This window comes from Hydrogenophaga sp. ZJX-1 (genome assembly GCF_048590325.1).
Lineage (GTDB): Bacteria > Pseudomonadota > Gammaproteobacteria > Burkholderiales > Burkholderiaceae_C > Hydrogenophaga.
On sequence record NZ_JBMBRA010000001.1, the window covers coordinates 344,747 to 366,110 of the forward strand.

Annotated in this window: 19 protein-coding genes and 1 other RNA gene; 10 read left to right on the forward strand and 10 right to left on the reverse strand. The window is 64.7% G+C overall.

Annotated elements, in window-relative coordinates; all coding sequences use genetic code 11:
• The first annotated feature begins 136 nt into the window (after nt 1–136).
• From ACN5W5_RS01730 to ACN5W5_RS01740, 3 genes are read left to right on the forward strand one after another with little or no spacing between them, the layout of a single operon-like run.
• The gene (locus ACN5W5_RS01730; RefSeq protein WP_177139188.1) at nt 137–1,111 is read left to right on the forward strand and encodes a TRAP transporter substrate-binding protein; all 975 of its coding nucleotides are present in this window, start codon (nt 137–139) and stop codon (nt 1,109–1,111) included.
• A gap of 14 nt (nt 1,112–1,125) precedes the next feature.
• Nucleotides 1,126–1,632, forward strand: a complete 507-nt coding sequence (locus tag ACN5W5_RS01735; RefSeq protein WP_420046879.1) for a TRAP transporter small permease — start codon at nt 1,126–1,128, stop codon at nt 1,630–1,632.
• Nucleotides 1,625–2,920: a TRAP transporter large permease gene (locus tag ACN5W5_RS01740; protein ID WP_420046880.1), complete on the forward strand. Its 1,296-nt coding sequence runs from the start codon at nt 1,625–1,627 to the stop codon at nt 2,918–2,920. The genes ACN5W5_RS01735 and ACN5W5_RS01740 overlap by 8 nt, the downstream gene beginning before the upstream one ends.
• Before the next feature lie 3 nt (nt 2,921–2,923).
• Here the strand turns inward: ACN5W5_RS01740 and ACN5W5_RS01745 are convergent, their stop codons facing one another.
• A complete protein-coding gene (locus ACN5W5_RS01745) occupies nt 2,924–4,192 on the reverse strand; it encodes an NAD(P)/FAD-dependent oxidoreductase (protein ID WP_420046881.1) in 1,269 nt (422 codons plus the stop codon).
• A gap of 47 nt (nt 4,193–4,239) precedes the next feature.
• Between ACN5W5_RS01745 and ACN5W5_RS01750 the strand changes: the two genes are divergently transcribed.
• On the forward strand, nt 4,240–4,923 hold the full coding sequence (locus ACN5W5_RS01750) for an aspartate/glutamate racemase family protein (protein ID WP_420046882.1): 684 nt from the start codon (nt 4,240–4,242) through the stop codon (nt 4,921–4,923).
• Between the two features lie 107 nt (nt 4,924–5,030).
• On the opposite strand, the gene lapB is transcribed toward ACN5W5_RS01750, so the two are convergent.
• The 9 genes from lapB to gyrA form a co-directional block, all read right to left on the reverse strand.
• Nucleotides 5,031–6,176, reverse strand: a complete 1,146-nt coding sequence (gene lapB, locus ACN5W5_RS01755; protein ID WP_420046883.1) for a lipopolysaccharide assembly protein LapB — start codon at nt 6,174–6,176, stop codon at nt 5,031–5,033.
• A 6-nt stretch (nt 6,177–6,182) separates the two neighbouring features.
• Nucleotides 6,183–6,464 (reverse strand): lipopolysaccharide assembly protein LapA domain-containing protein, encoded by a 282-nt coding sequence (locus tag ACN5W5_RS01760; RefSeq protein ID WP_420046884.1) that lies wholly within the window; start codon nt 6,462–6,464, stop codon nt 6,183–6,185.
• A 46-nt stretch (nt 6,465–6,510) separates the two neighbouring features.
• The gene (locus tag ACN5W5_RS01765; protein ID WP_177139177.1) at nt 6,511–6,831 is read right to left on the reverse strand and encodes an integration host factor subunit beta; all 321 of its coding nucleotides are present in this window, start codon (nt 6,829–6,831) and stop codon (nt 6,511–6,513) included.
• A gap of 79 nt (nt 6,832–6,910) precedes the next feature.
• Nucleotides 6,911–8,593, reverse strand: coding sequence for a 30S ribosomal protein S1 (gene rpsA, locus ACN5W5_RS01770; protein WP_420046885.1), 1,683 nt, complete (start codon nt 8,591–8,593; stop codon nt 6,911–6,913).
• Between the two features lie 182 nt (nt 8,594–8,775).
• A complete protein-coding gene (locus ACN5W5_RS01775) occupies nt 8,776–10,875 on the reverse strand; it encodes a bifunctional 3-phosphoshikimate 1-carboxyvinyltransferase/cytidylate kinase (RefSeq protein ID WP_420046886.1) in 2,100 nt (699 codons plus the stop codon).
• Between the two features lie 52 nt (nt 10,876–10,927).
• Nucleotides 10,928–11,806, reverse strand: a complete 879-nt coding sequence (locus tag ACN5W5_RS01780; RefSeq protein WP_420046887.1) for a prephenate dehydrogenase — start codon at nt 11,804–11,806, stop codon at nt 10,928–10,930.
• A gap of 50 nt (nt 11,807–11,856) precedes the next feature.
• The gene (pheA, locus tag ACN5W5_RS01785) at nt 11,857–12,954 is read right to left on the reverse strand and encodes a prephenate dehydratase (protein WP_420046888.1); all 1,098 of its coding nucleotides are present in this window, start codon (nt 12,952–12,954) and stop codon (nt 11,857–11,859) included.
• 17 nt (nt 12,955–12,971) lie between these two features.
• Nucleotides 12,972–14,078, reverse strand: a complete 1,107-nt coding sequence (serC, locus tag ACN5W5_RS01790) for a 3-phosphoserine/phosphohydroxythreonine transaminase (RefSeq protein WP_420046889.1) — start codon at nt 14,076–14,078, stop codon at nt 12,972–12,974.
• Nucleotides 14,078–16,717: a DNA gyrase subunit A gene (gene gyrA, locus ACN5W5_RS01795; RefSeq protein WP_420046890.1), complete on the reverse strand. Its 2,640-nt coding sequence runs from the start codon at nt 16,715–16,717 to the stop codon at nt 14,078–14,080. Before gyrA ends, serC begins: the two co-directional genes overlap by 1 nt.
• Before the next feature lie 261 nt (nt 16,718–16,978).
• Between gyrA and ompA the strand changes: the two genes are divergently transcribed.
• From ompA to ssrA, 6 genes are all read left to right on the forward strand, one after another.
• Nucleotides 16,979–17,644 carry an outer membrane protein OmpA gene (ompA, locus tag ACN5W5_RS01800; RefSeq protein WP_420046891.1) on the forward strand — a complete coding sequence of 222 codons (666 nt, stop codon included), beginning with the start codon at nt 16,979–16,981 and terminating at the stop codon, nt 17,642–17,644.
• A gap of 75 nt (nt 17,645–17,719) precedes the next feature.
• Nucleotides 17,720–18,259, forward strand: coding sequence for a hypothetical protein (locus tag ACN5W5_RS01805; protein WP_420046892.1), 540 nt, complete (start codon nt 17,720–17,722; stop codon nt 18,257–18,259).
• An 18-nt stretch (nt 18,260–18,277) separates the two neighbouring features.
• Nucleotides 18,278–19,483: a hypothetical protein gene (locus tag ACN5W5_RS01810; RefSeq protein WP_420046893.1), complete on the forward strand. Its 1,206-nt coding sequence runs from the start codon at nt 18,278–18,280 to the stop codon at nt 19,481–19,483.
• Nucleotides 19,484–19,504: 21 nt separating this feature from the next.
• Nucleotides 19,505–20,209 carry a bifunctional 2-polyprenyl-6-hydroxyphenol methylase/3-demethylubiquinol 3-O-methyltransferase UbiG gene (gene ubiG, locus ACN5W5_RS01815; protein ID WP_420046894.1) on the forward strand — a complete coding sequence of 235 codons (705 nt, stop codon included), beginning with the start codon at nt 19,505–19,507 and terminating at the stop codon, nt 20,207–20,209.
• The gene (locus ACN5W5_RS01820) at nt 20,206–20,880 is read left to right on the forward strand and encodes an HAD-IA family hydrolase (RefSeq protein WP_420046895.1); all 675 of its coding nucleotides are present in this window, start codon (nt 20,206–20,208) and stop codon (nt 20,878–20,880) included. Before ubiG ends, ACN5W5_RS01820 begins: the two co-directional genes overlap by 4 nt.
• 13 nt (nt 20,881–20,893) lie before the next feature.
• Nucleotides 20,894–21,282: a transfer-messenger RNA gene (gene ssrA / locus ACN5W5_RS01825) on the forward strand.
• Nucleotides 21,283–21,364 lie beyond the last annotated feature (82 nt).

Below are 21,364 nucleotides of genomic sequence, written 5' to 3' on the forward strand. Positions count from 1 at the left end.
CTGATGATTTGCCAACAATTTGTTGACGATAAGGGAAAACACCCATCACAATCCGCCAGCCCGGCGCCTACAGTCCGTGCACCCTTTCCCGCAGGGTCTGCCTGCAATCTGTTCCACCTCACCCACCGGAGCTCCTATGAAACGTCGCGCATTCCAACTCTCGATGGCCGCTGCCGCGCTCGCACTTTCGACCTCGGCGTATGCCCAGGCCAAGTGGGATCTGGCCACCGCCTACCCGGCCACCAACTTCCACACGGTCAACATCAGCCAGTTCGCGGCCGACGTGGACAAGGCCAGCGGCGGCAAGCTCAAGATGACGGTGCACGCCAACGCCGCGCTGTTCAAGGCGCCCGAGATCAAGCGCGCGGTGCAGGGCGGTCAGGCCCAGGCCGGCGAGATCCTGCTGGTGAACTACCAGAACGAATGGCAGGTGTTCGGCGCCGACGGCCTGCCGTTCCTGGCCGACAGCTACGACGAAGCGGCGAAGCTCTGGAAGGTGCAGCGCCCGGTGCTGGAGAAGAAGCTGGCCGAGCAGGGCATGATGGTCTTGTTTGCCGTGCCATGGCCACCGCAGGGTGTGTACAGCAAGAAGCCGCTCAACAGCGCGGCCGACCTCAAGGGCATCAAGTGGCGCGCCTACAGTCCGGCCACCGCGCGCATCGCCGAGCTGGTGGGCGCCCAGCCGGTCACCGTGCAGGCGGCCGAGGTCAGCCAGGCCTTCGCCACCGGCGTGACCGAAAGCATGATGTCCAGCGGCTCGACCGGTGCCGATGCCAAGCTCTATGAACATGTGAAGTACTGGTACGACACCCAGGCCTGGCTGCCCAAGAACGCGCTGCTGGTGAACAAGAAGGCCTTCGACGCGCTGGACAAACCGACGCAGGATGCCGTGCTGAAGGCCGCTGCCGACGCCGAGACCCGCGGCTGGGCCGAGAGCAAGAAGGCCAACGGCGAAAGCCTGGACAAACTCAAGGCCGGTGGCATGCAGATCCTGCCGGCGCCCGCGCAGCTCAAGACCGACATGAAGCAGGTCGGCGACACCATGCTCAAAGAGTGGCTCGCCAAAGCCGGCCCTGAAGGCCAGGCCATGGTCGACGCGTTCCGCAAGTGAGCCACGGCAGCTCCATGCGACGCACGCTGAATGCCTTGTACGACGGCTGCGCCTGGCTCGCGGCGGTGTTCATGATCGGCGTGCTGGTCATGGTGCTGCTGTCGGTGCTGGGCCGGCAGTTCCAGTTCCACGTGCCGGGCACGGACGCCTACGCCGGCTACGCCATGGCCGCCGCCGGTTTCCTGGCGCTGGCGCACACGCTCAAGCGCAACGAGCACATCCGCGTCACGCTGGTGCTGGGCATGCTCACGGGCCGTGCCCGCCGGGGCCTGGAGCTCTGGTCGCTGAGCGTCGCGGTGCTGCTCTCGGGCCTGTTCGCCTGGTTCGCGGCGCGCCTGGTGTGGCAGTCGATCGAGTTCCACGACATCTCCACCGGCAACGACGCCACGCCACTCTGGATACCCCAGCTGGCGATGGCGTTCGGCACGCTGGTGCTGTTCATCGCTTTCGTGGACGAATGGGTGCTGGAAGCCCGTGGCCAGCGCCAACGCATCGACGGATCGGAGACCCACCATGAATGAGATGGTCGTCACCGGGTTTCTGATCGTCACCCTGTTCGCCCTGCTGGGCAGCGGCGTCTGGATCGGCCTCACGCTGGCCGGCGTGGCCTGGATCGGCATGGAGCTGTTTTCCTCGCGCAGTGCGGGCGACGCCATGGCCGTCACCATCTGGGGCTCGGCCAGCAGCTGGACGCTGACGGCGTTGCCGCTGTTCATCTGGATGGGCGAGATCCTGTTCCGCACCAAGCTGTCGGAAAACATGTTCAAGGGCCTGGCGCCCTGGGTCAATGCGCTGCCCGGTCGGCTGCTGCACACCAACATCCTGGGCAGCACGATCTTTGCGGCGGTGTCGGGTTCGTCGGCGGCCACCTGCGCCACCATCGGCAAGATGACGATCCCTGAACTGACCGAACGCGGCTACCCGCCGGAGCGCGTCATCGGCTCGCTGGGTGGCGCCAGCACGCTGGGCCTGCTGATCCCGCCCTCCATCGTGATGATCGTCTACGGCGTGGCCGCCGAGGTGTCGATCGCCAAGCTTTTCGTGGCGGGCATGATTCCGGGCCTGATGCTCGCGGGCTTGTTCAGCGGTTACCTGATGGTCTGGTCGCTGCTCAACCCCGACAAGATTCCGCAGGCCGATCCCGGCATGAGCTTCACCGACAAGTTGCGCGCTTCCAGCGAGCTGATCCCGGTGGTGTTGTTGATCGGTGGTGTGATCGGCTCGATCTACGTCGGCGTGGCCACCGCCACCGAGGCGGCCGCCATCGGTGTGGTCGGCTCGTTGATGCTGTCGGCGTACCAGAAGTCGCTCAACTGGCAGAACTTCAAGGATGCGCTGCTGGGCGCCACCCGCCTGTATTGCATGATGGCGCTGATCCTTGCCGGGGCGGCTTTTCTCACGCTGTCCATGGGCTACATCGGCCTGCCTCGCCACCTCGCCGAGTGGGTGGGTTCGCTGGGCCTGTCGCCGGGGTTGCTGCTGATCGCGCTGGCGCTGTTCTTCATCCTGCTGGGCTGTTTCCTCGACGGCATTTCCATGATCGTGCTGACCATGGGTGTGCTGATACCGACGGTACAGGCCGCGGGCATCGACCTGATCTGGTTCGGCATCTACGTGGTCATCGTGGTGGAGATGGCGCAGATCACGCCGCCAGTGGGCTTCAACCTGTTCGTGCTGCAGGGCATGACCAAGCGCGAGATCAACTGGATCGCCAGCGTCTGCATGCCTTACTTCTTCCTCATGGTGCTGGCCGTGTGCCTGCTGTGGTGGTTTCCGCAGATCGTGATGTGGCTGCCGGGGCGGATGTGAACCTCATGTACGCAGGAACCGCTGTGGCCTGAACGGGTTCGGGTCGAGGGTGGTGGGCTCGCCCAGCATGAGTTGGGACAGCAGTTCTCCTGTGCCCGGCCCGGTGGAAAAGCCGATGTGCTGGTGGCCCAGCGCCAGCCAGACCCCGGGCTGACCGGGACATTCGCCGACCATCGGGCGGCTGTCGGGCAGGGTGGGGCGGCTGCCCAGCCAGTCGGGTTCTGCCGTCCGTTCACCCAGCGCCAGCGCCTCGCGCGCGGCCCGCTCGGCAGCGTCCAGTTGCGCCGGCCGTGGCGGCGCGTGTTGTGCGTTCAGCTCCACCCCGGTGGTCAGCCGCAGCCCTTGCGCCATGGGCGCGAGCACGTAGCCGGCGGCGGTGTCGTACACCGGTCGGTTGAGTGCCGCGCCATTCGCTGGCGTGAAGTGCCGGTGGTAGCCGCGCTCGAATCCCATCGGCAGCTTCAATCCGAAATGCTGTCGAAGGAAATCGCGCGACCACGGGCCGAGCGCGACCACGACGTGATCGGCACGCAGCGAATGTCCATCGCCCGTGCCGACGGACCAGCCTCCGTTGTCGCGTTGCAGGCGTGTGGCCTCGGCGGTCTGCAGCTGCCCGCCGAGTTCCACCAGCCACCGCGCGTAGGCGCGCACCAGCTCACCCGGGCTGTCCACCGAACTCGCGTCTTTCACCCACAGGGCCTTGCGGAAGATGGGCTGCAGATGCGGTTCCAGATCGTGCAGTTCGTGTGCGCCCAGCTCGGCGGTGCACACGCCGAAGCGGGCCAGGGTCTCGCGCCCGAAAGCGCCCGATTGGAAGCCGGCTTCGCTGCGGTAGAGGAACAGCCAGCCCTCGTCGCGGCGGCGCTGCGCGACACCGGCCGCGTCCATCCACCGGCGGTGCAGCTCACCCGAGTGCCGGATCAGCGCGTCCAGCGCGGTGGTGGTCTCGCGGAAGTCTCGCTCGCGCGCATGGGACAGGAAGGACAGACACCAATGCCACTGGCTCAGCATCGCCAGCGGGTCGTAACGAAAGCCCGGGCTGCGCCCGCGAAGCAGGCCAGGCAACTGAGACCACAGCCGGGGGTGGTTGAAGGGCATGAGCGAGCTGCGCGCCAGCACGCCAGCGTTGCCGTGCGAAGTCGCAGCGCCCGGTCCCAGCGGGTCGATCACGGCCACCTCCAGGCCACGCTGGCGCAACGAGAGCGCGCAAGCGATGCCCACCATGCCGGCGCCCAGCACCACCACCTGTTGTCCACGCCTTGCCTGCGTCATGTTTTCATGTTCCCATCGTTGGTGTTTTCAACCCGCAGCTTATCGCCATGAAGGACACGAAGACCGCCGCCGAGGGATGCCTGGGCGTGATCATGCTGGACACGCGTTTCCCGCGCCCGCCGGGCGACATCGGCAGCCCGGTCACCTGGGAACGCGCCGGCATCCCGGTGCGCTTCGTCACCGTGCCGGGGGCTTCGGCCCGGCGCGTGGTGCAGGCGCAAGACCCGGCGCTGCTTGAACCCTTCGTGGCGGCCACCCGTTCGCTGGCCCGTCAGGGTGCCCGGCTCATCACCACCAGTTGTGGCTTTCTGGCCGGCTGGCAAGCCGAGTTGCAGGCGGCGGTGGACGTGCCCGTGATCACCTCCAGCCTGCTGCAATGCGCCCGGCTGCCGTCACCGGGCATCGTGACCTTCGACGCCGCTTCGTTGCAGGCCGGGTTGTTGCAGCGTGCGGGCGTACCGGCGGGCACACCCGCGGAAGGGCTGCGGCCAGGGTGCGAGCTGCAATCGCGCATCCTGGCCGACGACACCTCGCTGGACCTTCGTCAGGCATCGGATGACGTGGTGGAGGCGGCGATGCGCCTGGTGGCGAGGCATCCCGAGGTGCAGCACCTGGTGCTGGAGTGCACCAACATGCCGCCGTACCGGGCAGCTGTGGCCCAAGCCACCGGAAGACCGGTGCATGATCTGGAATCCTGGCTGCAGGAAATTTGGAGTGGGCAACACGTTTGAAGCGGAGGGGAAGCCCAACCCAGAACGCCGCGGAACCGGCTCCGCCGGGCCGCCAGCGTTGCCCCCCAGTGGGGGGGTGACGCGCCGCAGGCGCGGCGCGGGGGGCGTCAAAGCTCTTCTACGCGCCGTGCCGGGTAGCTGTCCCAGCTCTGGCAGCCCGGGCAGTGCCAGAAGTGCTGGCGTGCCTCGAAACCACACGCTGCACAGCGGTAGCGTTTGAGGGGGTTGCTGGCCTGCTCCAGCGCACTCTGCACCTGCTTCTGCGCGCGCGGGTCCGACAAGGTTTCGCCGGCCAGCCACTGCGTGGCCACCACCAGCGAGGGCTCACGTTCCAGGTGATTGAGATAACGTGCGCGGGCGCTCTCGGCATCCGGGCTCAGCCGGGCCAGGGCCTCGGTCACGTCGAGCGAAGGACTGTGTTCGTGGGCGGCCTGCAGCAGCACCAGAATCTCGGCCTGCCGCCCGGTTTGTAGCGCCAGCTCCGCGAGCGCATGGGCGGCCAGCGGCAGGCCTTGTGGAGCCTGTTGCGCCAGCTGTTTCAGGGCGGCCAGTGCGCCGGCGGCATCGCCTTGCTGGGCTTTGAGCGCCGAGAGCGCCATCCAGCCCCGTGGCAACTGGGGCGCGTGTTGCACCGCCTCGCCCAGCAGGCGCTGTGCCAGCGCGGTGTCACCATTTTTCTGGGCCAGTTCGGCCTCTTCACACTGGTAGTGCGCCAGCCGGGTGGTGAAGCTGCCCTGTTCGGCCGCTTCAAGGCGCTGCGCGACGGCCTGGGCCTGGCGCCAGTCGCGCGAGCGCTCGTAGATGGCCAGCAGCGCCAGCAAGGCTTCGCCTTCGAAGGCCGAGCCTTCGAGTTTGTGCAGGGCGGCTTCGGCGCGGTCGAGCAGGCCGGCTTTGAGGAAGTCCAGCGCCAGGGCGTGCTGGGCGCGGTCACGGTCTTTGCGGTTGATGTCGGCGCGGCCCAGCAGGTGTTCGTGCACGCGCACGGCACGGTCGTAGTCGCCCCGGCGGCGAAAGAGATTGCCCAAGGCAAAGTGCAGTTCGGCCGTGTCGGGGTCGCCCTGCACGGCTTCGATGAAGGCGTCGATGGCCTGGTCCTGCTGCTCGTTGAGCAGGTGGTTCAGGCCCCGGAAGTAGGCTTTGGGTGTCTGGCGGCTTTCGATGCGCCACTGCCGAAGATCGAGCCTTGAGGCGACCCAGCCGAGTGCAAACGCGATGGGCAGGCCCCAGAGGAGCCAGGTGAGATCAAGATCCATGTCGCGCTACGGAGCGGGTGGCGTGAGGGTGTCAACACCAGTATCTGACGCGCTCAAACGGGAGGCGGCAGGTTGGCGCGCGCGCCTTGCACGCAGCCACAACGGCAACATCACGAGCACGCCCAGGCTCACACCCAGCAGCAGGGCGATGAACAGCACCAGCACCAGCGGAGCCTGCCACTGCGCACCAAAGAACAGGTGCAGCGTGACCGCGTCCTGGTTGTTCAGCGCGAATGCGAAAAGCACAAAAAAAATGGCTGCATTGAGCAGCCACATCAGGTATTTCAAATCAGCCCCTCTGTGGTGGGACGATTGTAGCGATCCAGTCTCTCGATCAGTCCGCCTTTTTCTGTTCTCGCCCCAGGATCTCGGCGGTCTTCGCGTCCACCTGTTCGCGCAGGGCTTTGCCTGGCTTGAAGTGCGGAACGCGCTTCTCCGGAATCATCACGCTCTCGCCCGAACGCGGGTTGCGTCCGATGCGGGGTGAGCGGCGGTTGACGGAGAAACTGCCGAAGCCCCGGATTTCAATCCGGTGCCCTTTGACCAAGGCATCACCCATCGCATCGAGGATCGCTTTGACGGCGAACTCGGCGTCGCGTTGGGTGAGCTGGCCAAAACGGCCGGCCAGTGCTTCAACGAGGTCGCTACGGGTCATGTCTGGAAAAGGGCTTTGTCAGGCTGACGGGCTGTGGTCCGGGCAGGTGCTGTGACGCACCCGCCCGGATTCAGTCGGCTCAGTTGTTGTTGTCGAGCTTGGCGCGCAGCAGGGCGCCCAGGCTGGTGGTACCGGCGTTTTCGCGGGCCGATTGCTGGCTCAGGGACTGCATGGCTTCGTTCTGGTCCGCCATGTCCTTGGCCTTGATCGACAGCTGGATGTTGCGGGTCTTGCGATCCACGTTCATCACCACGGTGGTCACTTCGTCGCCTTCTTTCAGCACGTTGCGCGCGTCTTCCACGCGGTCACGGCTGATTTCGGAGGCGCGCAGGTAACCGATGACGTCTTCGCCCAGATCGATCTCAGCACCCTTGGCGTCCACGGTCTTGACCTTGCCGGTCACCACGGAACCCTTGTCGTTGACCGACACGAAGGTGGTGAACGGGTCGCCGTCGAGCTGCTTGATGCCCAGGGAGATGCGCTCGCGTTCCACGTCGATGGCCAGCACGATGGCTTCGACTTCCTGGCCCTTCTTGAAGTTGCGCACGGCGGCTTCGCCGGTCTCGTTCCAGGACAGGTCGGACAGGTGCACCAGGCCGTCGATGCCGGCGGCCAGGCCGACGAACACGCCGAAGTCGGTGATCGACTTGATCGGGCCCTTGACGCGGTCGCCGCGCTTGGTCTGTTCAGCAAACTCGTGCCAGGGGTTGGCGCGGCACTGCTTCATGCCCAGGGAGATGCGGCGCTTGTCTTCGTCGATGTCGAGCACCATGACTTCGACTTCGTCGCCCAGCGACACCAGCTTGGAGGGGGCCACGTTCTTGTTGGTCCAGTCCATTTCGGACACGTGCACCAGACCTTCGATGCCTGGCTCCAGCTCAACAAACGCGCCGTAGTCGGCGATGTTGGTGATCTTGCCAAACATGCGGGTGCTTTGCGGGTAGCGGCGTGCAACGCCCATCCAGGGGTCGTCGCCCATCTGCTTCAGACCCAGGGAAACGCGGTGCTTCTCGGTGTCGAACTTCAGGATCTTGGCGGTGATTTCCTGGCCAGCCGTCACCACTTCGCTCGGGTGACGGACACGGCGCCAGGCCATGTCGGTGATGTGCAGCAGGCCGTCGATACCGCCCAGGTCCACGAACGCACCGTATTCGGTGATGTTCTTGACCACGCCGTTGACGATGGCGCCTTCTTTCAGCGTGTCCATCAGTTTGGCGCGCTCTTCGCCCATGGAGGCTTCCACCACGGCGCGGCGGCTCAGCACCACGTTGTTGCGCTTGCGGTCGAGCTTGATGACCTTGAATTCCAGGGTCTTGTTTTCGTAAGGGGTCAGGTCCTTGGTCGGACGGCTGTCGACCAGCGAGCCCGGCAGGAAGGCGCTGATGCCGTTGACCATGACCTTGAGGCCGCCCTTGACCTTGCTGGAGGTCGTGCCGGTGACGAATTCGCCGGATTCCAGAGCCTTTTCCAGCGACATCCACGAAGCCAGGCGCTTGGCCTTGTCGCGCGACAGCAGGGTGTCGCCGAAGCCATTTTCCACGGAGTCGATGGCAACCGACACGAAGTCGCCCACCTGGACTTCGAGTTCGCCCTGATCGTTCTTGAATTCGGCGAGCGGAACGTAGGCTTCGGACTTGAGGCCAGCGTTGACCACCACGTGGCTGTGTTCGATGCGAACGACTTCAGCGGTGATGACTTCGCCCGAGCGCATTTCAGCGCGTTTCAGGGACTCTTCGAACAGGGCGGCAAAAGATTCAGACATTGAATTTCCTAGAGCCACTCAGCGTCGGCGCAGCAACCACGGTGAGGTGGCTGGAACGGGTAACGACGGTTGGGCGGCGTTGACATTGCGGTGCGTGGCACCGCGGGGTTAAGTGAAAGAACCGTCGGGCCTGCGGGCTGAGAACGCCCGGCTGTGCCGTCTGGGCCATCAAGGCGGTGTTTTCAGGTTTCCGAAAACACCGTTTTGCCTTGCCACCAGTTCAGGACTAGCTGTACCGACTGCTCGATACCCAGTTCGGAGTTGTCCAGCAACAAAGCATCTTCAGCGGGCTTGAGCGGCGCGTGGGCACGGGACGAGTCCCGGTGATCGCGCATTTTCAGGTCTGCCAAGAGACTGTCGATATTAGCAGCAATTCCCTTTGAAATCAACTGCTTATGCCGGCGTTGTGCGCGCTGCTCGGCGCTGGCGGTGAGATACACCTTCAATTGTGCGTCGGGAAAGATCACCGTGCCCATGTCGCGCCCATCGGCCACCAGGCCGGGCAGGCGCCTGAAGCCCAGTTGCAGCGCGTGCAGGGCGGTTCGCACCGCCAGGTGCTGCGACACCCGGGACGCCATGCCACCGGTGGATTCCAGGCGCAGGGGGTCGGTGATGTCACGGCCGCCCAAGAACACCTTGTGGTCGCGAAAGGCCAGCGGCAGCTGCGCTGCCAGTCGCGCCAGGGCGGACTCGTCGTCCAGGTCCACACCAGCGTCCTGCGCCGCCAGCGCCGTGGCGCGGTACAGCGCGCCGGAGTCGAGCAACTGGTAGCCCAGGCGCTGCGCCACTTCGGACGCCAGCGTGCCTTTGCCCGAAGCGGTGGGCCCGTCGATGCAGATCACGGGGATGGCCTGTGGCGGGGTTTGACAAACCTCGAACAAGGTCTCGAAATAGTCCGGGAAGGTCTTGGCCACGCACCTCGGGTCTTCGATGCGCACCGGCAGGCCAGCCGGGTTGAACGCTGCCAGCGAGAAGCACATGGCCACGCGGTGGTCGTCGTAGGTATGAATGGAACCGGTTGTCCAGGTGCTGGGCGGCGTGATGCGGATGAAGTCAGCCCCTTCCTCCACCAGCGCGCCGAACTTGCGGCATTCGGTCGCCATGGCTGCGATGCGGTCGGTCTCCTTCACGCGCCAGCTGGCGATGTTGCGCAGCGTGGTGGTGCCCTCGGCGAAGAGGGCCATCACGGCCAGGGTCATGGCGGCATCGGGGATGTGGTTGCAGTCGAGATCGATGGCCTTGAGGGGCCAGGCCCCGCGGCGGATGTGCAGGCGGTTGGCTTCGCCGGAGATGTCTGCGCCCATGAGGCGGGCGGCTTCGACGAAGCGGATGTCTCCCTGGATCGAGGACAGACCCACGCCTTCGATGGTGATGCCATCGCTGCCGGATGTTGGCGGCGCCAGCGCACCCAGGGCGATGAAATAGCTGGCCGATGACGCATCGCCTTCAACCGGAATGCGCCCGGGTGAGGTGTAGCGGCTGCCGGCAGGGATGGTGAAGCGTTGCCAGCCATCGCGCCGTACCGACACGCCGAAGCGTTCGAGCAGGTTGAGCGTGATTTCGATGTAGGGGCGCGAGATCAGCTCGCCCACCACCTCGATCACGATGTCCCGTCCCGTCGCCGGGCCGCCCCAAGACGGGACAGTCCCCTCGGGGGGGCGCGAGGACACACCAGTGCCGAGCGTGGGGGTTCGGTCCGTTGCGACCAGCGGCAGCGCCAGCAGCAGGGCCGTGAGGAACTGGCTGGACACGTCGCCACGCACGCGGATCGGCTGGTCGAGCGCCAGCGTCTGAGGGGTTCCGTTGCCCAGCCGAAGCGGTGGGTAGCCCTCCTGGCCCAGACAGTCCACCGGGCAGCCGAGCTGGCGCAGCGCATCCACGAGGTCGCCGATCGGGCGCTCGTGCATGCGGGCGATGCCGCTGAGTTCAAACGCACCGCCGTGCACACTGGCCAGCAGCGCCAGCGCGGCGGTCAGCGGGCGCATCGCCGTGCCAGCGTTGCCCAGAAAAAGCTGTGACTGCTTCACGGGGAGGGCACCGCCGAGCCCATGCACCCGCAGGGCGCCATCGGCCTGGGGTTCGATGCGGCAGCCGAGCTGGGTCAGTGCGGCCAGCATCACCCGGGTGTCGTCCGAATCCAGCAGATCGGTGATGTCGGTGTATCCGACACTCAGGGCCGCGAGCAGCAGCACGCGGTTGGAGATGCTCTTGGAGCCGGGCAGGCGCACGGTCCCGCCTGCGCTGCGCAGGGGGGGGACGTCGAGGTGGTCGATGGCGTACATGATCGAAGTGGGCGAACGGCGGGCACCGCCGATCGTGATCGGCGAAACGCGCTCAGTTTTGCGGTTTGATGGCGCTCATGCGCCAGTGTGCGCGCGAGCTGCTGGCCTGTTCAATCAGTGATTCAAGGGCATCCGGATTGCCGGCACTGATGGCGTTCTCAAAGGCGTGCAGGGCGCGCTGGAAATGCCGGGACTGGGCGATCAACTCCTCTCGATTGGAGGTGAGGATGTCGCGCCAGACGCTCGGATCACTCGCGGCTATGCGGGTGAAATCACGGAAACCCGGTCCGGCCAGCGACAGGAATTGTTTCGCCTGGGCCTGGCCGGTGATCGCATTCATGAGCGCAAACGCGATCAGGTGCGGCAGGTGGCTGACCGCTGCGTACGCTGCGTCGTGGGCTTCGGGGGACATCTGTTGAACATGGCAGCCCAGTGCCGTCCAGACCTGCTGGGCCTTGGTGATCTGTGCCGTCAAGGTGCGTTCGATCGGCGTCAGGATGACCTGGCGCCCGGTGTAGAGCTCGGCGTCGGAATGCTCCACGCCCGAGAGCTCTTTGCCCGCGATCGGGTGCGCGGGCACGAACACACCGACCTGGTCTTTCAGCACGCGGCGTGCGGCGTCGATCACCTCGCGCTTGGTGGAGCCGACGTCCATGACGAGGGTGTTGTTGTTCAGCAGGTGCCGGATGGCCTTGAAGGTCGCTTCCGTGGCCGATACGGGCACGGCCAGCAGCACAAGGTCGGCACCGGACACGGCCAGCAGGGCGGACGGCGCTTCCACGTCGATCACGCCCATCTGGCGCGCGCGCTCGGTGGTGGATGGTGACTTGCTGTAGCCCACGACGCGTTTGACGAGACCGGCTTTCTTGAGGGCGAGGGCGAATGACCCACCCATCAGGCCGCAACCGATCAGCCCGAGTTGTTCAAACATGCAGACCCCTGGAGAACCCCATTGAAGCCATTGGAACGAGGTGATGCATCTTATTCACTGACCGGGTAGGCGCCCAGAACCTTGTAAAACGCGCAAAGGCCTTTGAGCTCCTCCAGCGCCGCCGCCACATGGGGCTGCGAGGGATGGCCTGCGATGTCGATGTAGAAGTAGTACTCCCACTGGCCGGACTTGGCCGGACGGGATTCAAAGCGCGTCATGGACACGCCGTTGTTCTTCAGCGGTACCAGCAGGTCGTGCACCGCACCGGGCCGGTTCGGCACCGACACCACGAGGCTGGTGCAATCCTTGCCCGATGCGGGCGGCATGGCCAGGGTCTGCGGCAGGCTGATGATTGCAAAGCGTGTGCGGTTGTAGGCCTCGTCCTGGATCGCGTGGGCCACGATGTGCAGGCCGAACTGGGCCGCGGCGCGCTCGCTCGCCAGGCCGGCCCAGGCCGGGTTGGTGGCGGCCAGGCGGGCGCCTTCGGCGTTGCTGGACACCGCGCGGCGCTCGGCGTTGGGCAGGTGCTGGCTGAGCCAGTTCTGGCACTGGGCCAGGGCCTGGGGGTGGGCCATCACCACCTCGATGCCGTCCAGTTCGTTCAGCTGGCGCAACAGGTTGTGGCGCACCAGCAGACTCACCTCGCCGACCACGTGCACCGGCGAGCGCAGGAACAGATCGAGCGATCGGGCGACCACGCCTTCGGTGGAGTTCTCCATGCCGACCACGCCGTACTGCGCTGTGCCGGCCGCCGTGGCGTGGAACACCTCGTCGAAGTTGGCGCAGTAGATCAGGTTGGCGGCGCTGCCGAAGAACTCGATGGCGGCCTGCTCACAGAACGTACCTTGGGGACCCAGCACGGCCACGCGCTGCGGTGCTTCCAGCGCCAGGCAGGCCGACATGATCTCGCGCCAGATCGAGGCCACATGCTGGTTCAGCAAGGGTCCCTGGTTGGCCGCCTGGATCTTTTCGATCACCTGGGCGACGCGATCCGGGCGGAAGAAAGGTGAGCCCTCGGCGCGCTTGATTTCGCCCACCTGTTCGGCGACCCGGGCACGCTGGTTCAGCAGCGACAGCAGTTGCTGGTCCAGCGAGTCGATCTGGATCCGCAAGGCGCCCAGTGCTTCGGACTGTGTGGGTTGTTTCATCGTGGGGTCGGCCGGTTTCAAGCCTGTTTTTGTTCGAAATCGCGCATGTAGGCGACCAAGGCCTGCACGCCTTCCAGCGGCATGGCGTTGTAGAGGCTGGCGCGCATGCCACCGACCGATTTGTGGCCCTTGAGCTGCAACAGGTCCGCGGCCTTGGCACCGGCGAGGAAGGCCTCGTTGCGCGACTCATCGCGCAGGAAGAACGGTACGTTCATGCGCGAGCGGCAGTCCGGAGCGACCTTGTTCACATAGAACGAAGACTGGTCGATGAAGCCGTAGAGCAGCTCGGCCTTGGCCATGTTGCGATGTTCCATGGCCGCGATCCCCCGCAGGTTGCCCTCGGTCTGGCGCTTGAGCCACTGGAAGGTGAGCCCCGCCATGTAGATGCCGTAGGTCGGCGGCGTGTTGTACATCGAGCCGTTGTCGGCCACGGTCTTGTAGTCGAAGGCGCTCGGGCAGATCGACAGCGCGTGTCCGAGCAGGTCCTCCCTAACGACCACCAGGGTGACGCCCGCCGGGCCGAGGTTCTTCTGGGCGCCGCCGAAAGCCAACCCGACGCGCTGCCAGTTCACGGTGCGTGAGGCCACATGGGACGAGAAGTCGATCACCAGCGGTGCGTTGCTGCCGAGTGCCTTCAGGTCGGGCAGCTCGTGCAGTTCGACCCCATGGATGGTTTCGTTGCTGCACAGGTGCACGTATTGCGCATCGGGGCTGAGCTGCCAGCTGCCCGGCGCGGGCAGGCGGGTGTGTGAGTCGGCCTCGTTGCTGGCCGCCAGGCGGGGATCGCAGAACTTGCGGGCTTCCTTGAACGACTTCTGGCTCCAGCTGCCTGTGACCACGAAGTCCACCACGCCGCCACGCGACAGGTTCAGCGGCACGATGGCGTTTTCGGCCAGGCCGCCACCCTGCATGAACAGGATGCGAAAGTTCGGTGGCACCGCCAGCAGTTCACGCAAGTCGCCTTCGGCCGCCTCGATGATGGACATGAACTCCTTGCCGCGATGGCTCATCTCCATCACGCTCATACCACTGCCGTGCCAGTCCAGCATGTCGGCCGCTGCCTGCTGCAGCACTTCCACCGGCATCGCGGCCGGACCCGCTGAAAAGTTGTACGGGCGCTGCATCACGGCTGCTCGTCCGTGCTGTCAGCCTCGCTGTCGTCCGCCAGCTCGGGCACATTGGCGTCGTTCTCCACGATGCGTTGCAAGCCGGAAAGCTCGGAGCCTTCGTCCAGCGCGATCAGGGTCACGCCTTGCGTGGCCCGGCCCATCTCGCGGATTTCCGACACGCGGGTGCGCACCAGAACGCCCTTGTCGGTGATCAGCATGATCTCGTCGTCGGTGTGGACCAGGGTGGCGGCCACGACCTTGCCGTTGCGCTCGCTCTGCTGGATCGCGATCATGCCCTTGGTGCCACGGCCATGGCGGGTGTATTCGCCAATCGGCGTGCGTTTGCCATAGCCGTTGATGGTGGCGGTGAGCACGCTTTGCTGTTCGTCTTCGGCCACCAGCATGGCGATCACGCTCTGGCTTTCTTCGATCATCATGCCGCGTACGCCACGCGCATTGCGGCCCATGGGGCGCACGTCGTTCTCGTCAAAACGGACCGCCTTGCCGCCGTCGGAGAACAGCATCACGTCGTGTTGCCCATCGGTCAGCGCGGCACCGATCAGGAAGTCGCCCTCGTCCAGGTCCACGGCGATGATGCCGGCCTTGCGCGGGTTGCTGAATTCGTCCAGCGCGGTTTTCTTGACCGTGCCCATCGAAGTGGCCATGAACACGTAGCGGTCCTGCGGGAAGCTGCGCATCTCGCCGGTCAGCGGCAGCACCACGTTGATCTTCTCGCCCTCTTGCAGGGGGAACATGTTGACGATCGGGCGGCCCCGCGAGCCGCGCGAACCGGCCGGCACTTCCCAGACTTTGAGCCAGTACAGGCGGCCGCGGTTGGAGAAGCACAGGATGTAGTCATGTGTGTTGGCGATGAAGAGCTGGTCGATCCAGTCGTCTTCTTTCGTGGCGGTGGCCTGCTTGCCTCGACCGCCGCGTTTCTGTGCCCGGTATTCGGAGAGCGGCTGGCTTTTGATGTAGCCGCTGTGGCTGAGCGTGACCACCATGTCGGTGGGCGTGATCAGGTCTTCGGTGGAAAGGTCCTGTGCACTGTGCTCGATCTCGCTGCGGCGCGCGCCGAGCTTGGTCTGGCCGAACTCTGTCTTCACTTCGGTGAGTTCTTCGCCGATGATGGTGGACACGCGTTCGGGCTTGGCCAGGATGTCGAGCAGGTCGTCGATGACGCCCATGACTTCCTTGTACTCGGCCACGATCTTGTCCTGCTCCAGGCCGGTCAGGCGCTGCAGGCGCATCTGCAGAATCTCTTGCGCCTGCGTTTCGGAGAGGCGGTACAGGCCATCACTGCCCATGCCAAACTCGCGCTCCAGGCCCTCAGGGCGGTAGTCGTCGGCGTTGATCACGCCGCCGTCCATGCGCGAACGGGTCAGCATTTCGCGCACCAGCTGGCTGTCCCAGCTGCGGGTCATCAGCTCGGCCTTGGCCACCGGCGGGGTGGGGCTCTCGCGGATGATCTTGATGAACTCGTCAATGTTGGCCAGCGCCACCGCCAGGCCTTCGAGCACATGACCGCGCTCGCGCGCCTTGCGCAGGTTGAACACTGTGCGGCGCGTCACCACTTCGCGGCGGTGTTCCAGGAACACCTGGATCAGATCCTTGAGGTTGCACAGGCGCGGCTGACCGTCGATCAGGGCCACCATGTTGATGCCGAAGGTGTCCTGCAGCTGCGTCTGCTTGTACAGGTTGTTGAGCACCACCTCGGGCACTTCGCCGCGCTTGAGTTCGATCACCAGGCGCATGCCCGATTTGTCCGACTCGTCCTGGATGTGGCTGATGCCTTCAATCTTCTTCTCGTGCACCAACTCGGCAATGCGTTCCTGCAGCGTCTTCTTGTTCACCTGGTAGGGCAGTTCGTCCACGATGATGGACTGGCGCTGGCCCTTGTCGATGTCCTCGAAATGGCACTTGGCGCGCATCACCACGCGGCCGCGACCCGTGCGGTAACCGTCCTTCACGCCGGTCATGCCGTAGATGATGCCGGCGGTGGGGAAGTCGGGCGCCGGGATGATTTCCATCAGTTCGTCGATGGTGGCTTCGGGCTGCTTCAGCAGGTGCAGGCAGGCATCGACCACCTCGTTGAGGTTATGGGGCGGGATATTGGTCGCCATGCCCACCGCAATGCCCGAAGAGCCATTGACCAGCAGATTGGGCAGGCGCGACGGCAGCACCAGCGGTTCTTTTTCCGAGCCGTCGTAGTTGGGGCCGAAGTTGACGGTCTCCTTGTCGATGTCGGCCAACATTTCGTGGGCAATCTTCGACAGGCGGATTTCCGTGTAACGCATGGCCGCTGCGTTGTCGCCGTCAACCGAACCGAAATTGCCCTGACCATCGACCAGCATGTGGCGCAGCGAGAAGTCTTGCGCCATGCGAACGATGGTGTCGTACACAGCGGAGTCGCCGTGTGGGTGGTATTTACCAATCACGTCACCGACGATACGGGCCGACTTCTTGTAGGGCCGGTTCCAGTCGTTGTTCAACTCGTGCATGGCGAACAGCACGCGCCGGTGTACGGGTTTGAGGCCATCGCGCGCATCGGGCAGTGCACGACCCACGATCACGCTCATCGCGTAATCCAGGTAGCTGCGCCGCATTTCCTCTTCTAGGCTGATGGGCAGGGTCTCTTTGGCGAACTGTGTCATGAGCGAAAACGTGGGGTGCGTGAAGGGCCGGAAGGCAACCTGTCATTTTAGGGCCATGGCCGGGGAGGCTTCTGCAGGTCTTATGTTGTGTGTCGGCAACGGATGGGTGGTGCGCAGAAAGTGGTTACATCCAGCTTTCAAGGCCCTGACGTCCGCGTCAAACGCTTGTGGCACAATAAAATTAGCGTATTGAGTGGTGGTCACTTCAAACGTTAATGTTGATATTTGGCCCGTCCGCGGCTTACACCAAGAGGAAAAACCATGAAAAAACTGAACAAAGTGGCAATGCTGTTCGCAACCGCCGCCATGGCTTCGGCTGTATTTGCCGCGCCCTCCAGCGGCACTGCAACCAATGACAACTGGCGCAACAACCATGGCAACCTGCAGTGGAAGAACGGTGACGGCACCCTGTGCTGGCGCGATGCTTTCTGGACCCCGGCGACCGCTGCCAAGGGTTGCGATGGCGCCATCGTTCCTGCACCGGCTCCAGCACCTGCTCCAGCACCGGTCGCCGCCGCACCGGCTCCCGCACCTGCGCCAGCTCCTGCGCCCGCTCCGGCTCCTGCAGCCACCAAGGTGACCTACGCTGCCGATGCCTTCTTCGACTTCGACAAGGCTGTGGTCAAGCCTGAAGGCAAAGCCAAGCTGGACGATCTGGCCAGCAAGGTCGGTGGCATCAACCTGGAAGTGGTGATTGCCGTGGGTCACACCGACTCGACCGGCCCTGCCGGCTACAACCAGTCCCTGTCGGTTCGCCGTGCTGAAGCCGTCAAGGCCTATCTGGTGAGCAAGGGCATCGAAAGCAACCGCATCTACACCGAAGGCAAGGGCCTGACCCAGCCGGTGGCCGACAACGCAACCCGCGAAGGCCGCGCCAAGAACCGTCGCGTGGAAGTTGAAGTGGTTGGTACCCGTTCGGGCAAGTAAGCTCCGCTTGCGGCGCTCCTGACGCCAAGCCCCATGCGTGAAAGCGCATGGGGCTTTTTCACGCCTTCAAGCCCCATGCTCCGTACTTCTGGCCTGCTGTTTGGACTCTTTCTGAGCGCTTGCGCCTGGCCTGCAGGTGCGCAGACCGGGCTGCCGGAAGCGTCCTGGCGTGCCGTGCGCGCGATGACGGCCGAGGAGCGGGAGTGCTTCGCAGTCTCACCGACCGACGCCGACAAGCCCGTGGTGGTCATGCTGCTGTCTCCGCGCATGGTCTACACCCTGCTGGAATGGACGCGCATGAGGCAGGCCGCCGAGGCGCTCGGTTACCGCGTGTTGGGCTGGAAAGACCCCCGGGTGCCCGAAGCCGAGTGGCGAGCGGCGTTGGCCTCTCCTTCTGCCACAACGACCGATCCGGATGCACTGCTTGCCATGCCGGCCCAATGTGATTCGCTCTGGCGCGGTATGAACCACTCGCCCATGGGCTTTGTGTTGTTGGGGTCGCACCTCCATCCCTGGCCCGTCTGGGGTGTGATGCCTGAAGAGGCCTGGTCTGAGGCGCTCCGGTTCCGGTTGCTCGCGCTGAGGCGTGCGCTGGTTCAGACCCCGCCCCAGTGAGCGCATCCAGGCGTACCGATGATGTTCAAACCCGTCCATCTGGTCTTTGCTGGCGCAGCCTTTGTCCTGCCGGGTTTTGACGTCCTGTCGCAGCCTGCGCGAGACGCGTCCTGTATCGACGCTGTCAGCTACCTTCCGCTTGATCCCGCACAGGTGGGGCGCGACAGCCAGGGGGTGGCGGCGCTGGGAGCCTATGAGCGCATCAGCCCTGACGGGCGTTTTGTCTTGCGCTCGTTTTCGGGGGCGCAACTGGGTCAGGTGGCCCTGATCGAACTGCCCGCAGAAGCCAATGGCCGGATGACGGTGCGCAAGACGCCGCTCAGCAACGAGGCTTTCCCCGTGCAGGGCAGCTGGCGCTATCTGGTCGACGTGGATGGCAGCCACTACCGTTTTTCGGACATCGTGCGCCAGCCGCAGGTGGCTCGACCCATGTTCAAAGGTGGCATGAAAGGTTTTTATGCCGCCGCCGCTGAGCTGAACAGGACCCAGAGCCCCGACCCCTCGCTGATCTGGATCCGCTCCATGAGCTGGCCCCAGGGCAGCCGGGCGGGGCAGGGCACCGGTCCGCTTCAGGTGCGCACGCTGGGGTTGCGTGACAGTGCGCGCGGGGTCGAGATCGTTCACGATTCAGGCGCCCAGTTCATCTGCCGTTCTCGCGAAGTCATCGACGGCAATGTCTACACCCTGCCCATGCTGTCGGTCGATGGGCTGGCGTTTTCCGCCATCCCGATCAACCCCCGACAGGGGGTGCCCAGCATGCGGGTCTATGGGCTGGCACGGGGCGCACTGGACCCGGACCATCCCTGCGACTTGCGGTGGGACCTGCAGGCCACGCCGGGCAAGGCCGTTTTCGGCTTCACCACCGACCAGCCCGCCATGTTGACCTATACCGACAACGCATCGGTCTATTTCGTCGACCCGCGACCGGCGCTGAAAGGACAGGTGTTTCGCATTGAAGATTGGCGCACCCAGGTGCTGGCCAGTGCCTTCCCCGGATTGACCCGCGATGGGCGGATTGTGTTTGGCGCAACCTGGAAAGATTGCCGACCCGATGGCGCTTGCACCGAACAGGCCGGTTACGTGGTGGCCGATCCCTACCAGAACCCCGACTACCGCCAGCAATTGCGGCGCCAGGGTCTGCAACCGCCAAAAGCCTGCATATCACCTGCCGATGTCCTGGGCGAGCGAGAGCGCTTCGCCACACAGCACGGACTCGCACCCTGAAGCCGTGTGAAAATCGGGTTCATGAATCCCGTCAATGCAGATCCGGCCGAGCTGGCCAAATTTTCCGATCTCGCCCACCGTTGGTGGGATCCCGAGAGCGAGTTCCGACCGCTGCACCAGATCAACCCGTTGCGGCTGGCGTGGATCGACGAACTCGCCAGCCTGTCGGGCAAAAAAGTGCTCGATGTGGGTTGTGGCGGCGGCATCCTGTCCGACTCCATGGCCCGCAAAGGCGCCCAGGTTACCGGCATTGATCTTTCTACGAAGGCACTCCGGGTGGCTCAGCTGCACGCGTTGGAAGCCAGCACAGCCGGCGTCAGCTACCGGGAAGTCAGCGCCGAGGCGCTGGCCGAAGAGCAGCCGGCTTCCTTCGATGTGGTGACCTGCATGGAGATGCTGGAACATGTGCCCGACCCGTCATCGGTGGTGCGCGCTTGCGCCGAACTGGTCAAGCCCGGCGGCTGGGTGTTTTTCTCCACCATCAACCGCAATCCCAAATCGTTTCTGTTTGCCATCGTGGGCGCTGAGTACCTGCTGCAGATGCTGCCCAAGGGCACGCACGAATACGCCAAGATGATCCGCCCCAGCGAACTGGCGGGCTATTGCCGCGCTGCAAACCTCGATCTGGCCCAGACCCGCGGCATGGAATACAACCCGCTGACCAAGCGCTACTGGCTGAGCCAGGACACCAGCGTGAACTACCTGCTGGCCACGCGCAAGGCATGAAGCTTCCGCCGTTTGCGGTGAAGGCGGTGCTGTTCGATCTGGACGGCACGCTGGTGGACAGTGCGCCCGACCTGGCGCTGGCTGTCGAGCGCATGCGGGCGACACGGCGGCTGCCCGCCTTGCCGCTGGAGGGCTACCGGCCGCATGCCAGTTCCGGCGCGCGCGGCATGATCCAGGTGGCTTTCGGGGTGCCCCCGGCCGATCCCGCCTATGAAGACCTCAAGCGCGAGTTTCTGGCGCACTACGAACAGTGCCTGCTGCAGCACACCCGGTGTTTTGACGGGGTTGACGAACTGGTGGCCACTCTGTCACAAGGGCGGATGCCCTGGGGCATCGTCACCAACAAGGCCCAGCGCCTCACCGATCCGGTGCTGGCGGGCCTGCCCACGCTGTCTGGAGCGGGTGCGGTGGTGTGCGGAGACACCACACCCTGGCCCAAGCCACACCCCGAGCCGCTGCGTGAGGCCGCGCGTCGCCTCGGCGTGAGCCCGGGCGCCTGCATCTACGTGGGCGATGACGAACGTGACATCGTGGCCGGACGCGAGGCGGGAATGTTCACCGTGGCCGCGCGCTATGGCTACCTGGGCGTTGGCGGTGAAACGGGGCATTGGGGTGCCGATGCGGAAGTTCTTTCTCCATTGCAGGTCTTGAAATTGCTCCAACTGCCTTAAACTTGGAGTTTCAGGGGCTGCACTGGTTTCGACGTGGGTTCGGACACGCAGCAGGGCATGTCGAGGTTCTGTCACCTCGTAAAACCGCAGAAAAAAACTAACTGCAAACGACGAACGTTTCGCACTCGCCGCTTAATTGCCGGTGAGCTTTGCAACAGCAGGCCTATGGGCTGGGCAAGGGTTCAGACGGCGCAAGCCGCGAGAGTCCAGGCTGCAAAGATAATTCAATAGGCTGGCTGGGCGTCGGGTAACTTGGCGCACAGCGAGACTCAAGGTTGCTGGCGTTCTGTATAGCGTGCCGCTGCGCGATACAGGAAGCGAGACTCAAATCAGACGGCTACACATGTAGAACTGCGCGAAGAAGGCTTGCGGACGGGGGTTCAATTCCCCCCAGCTCCACCACCTCATCAGAATCAGCCACCTGGCCTTGCGGTCCGGTGGCTTTTTCTTTTTCCGGCGGTACGGATTGACCGTGCTGAATGAA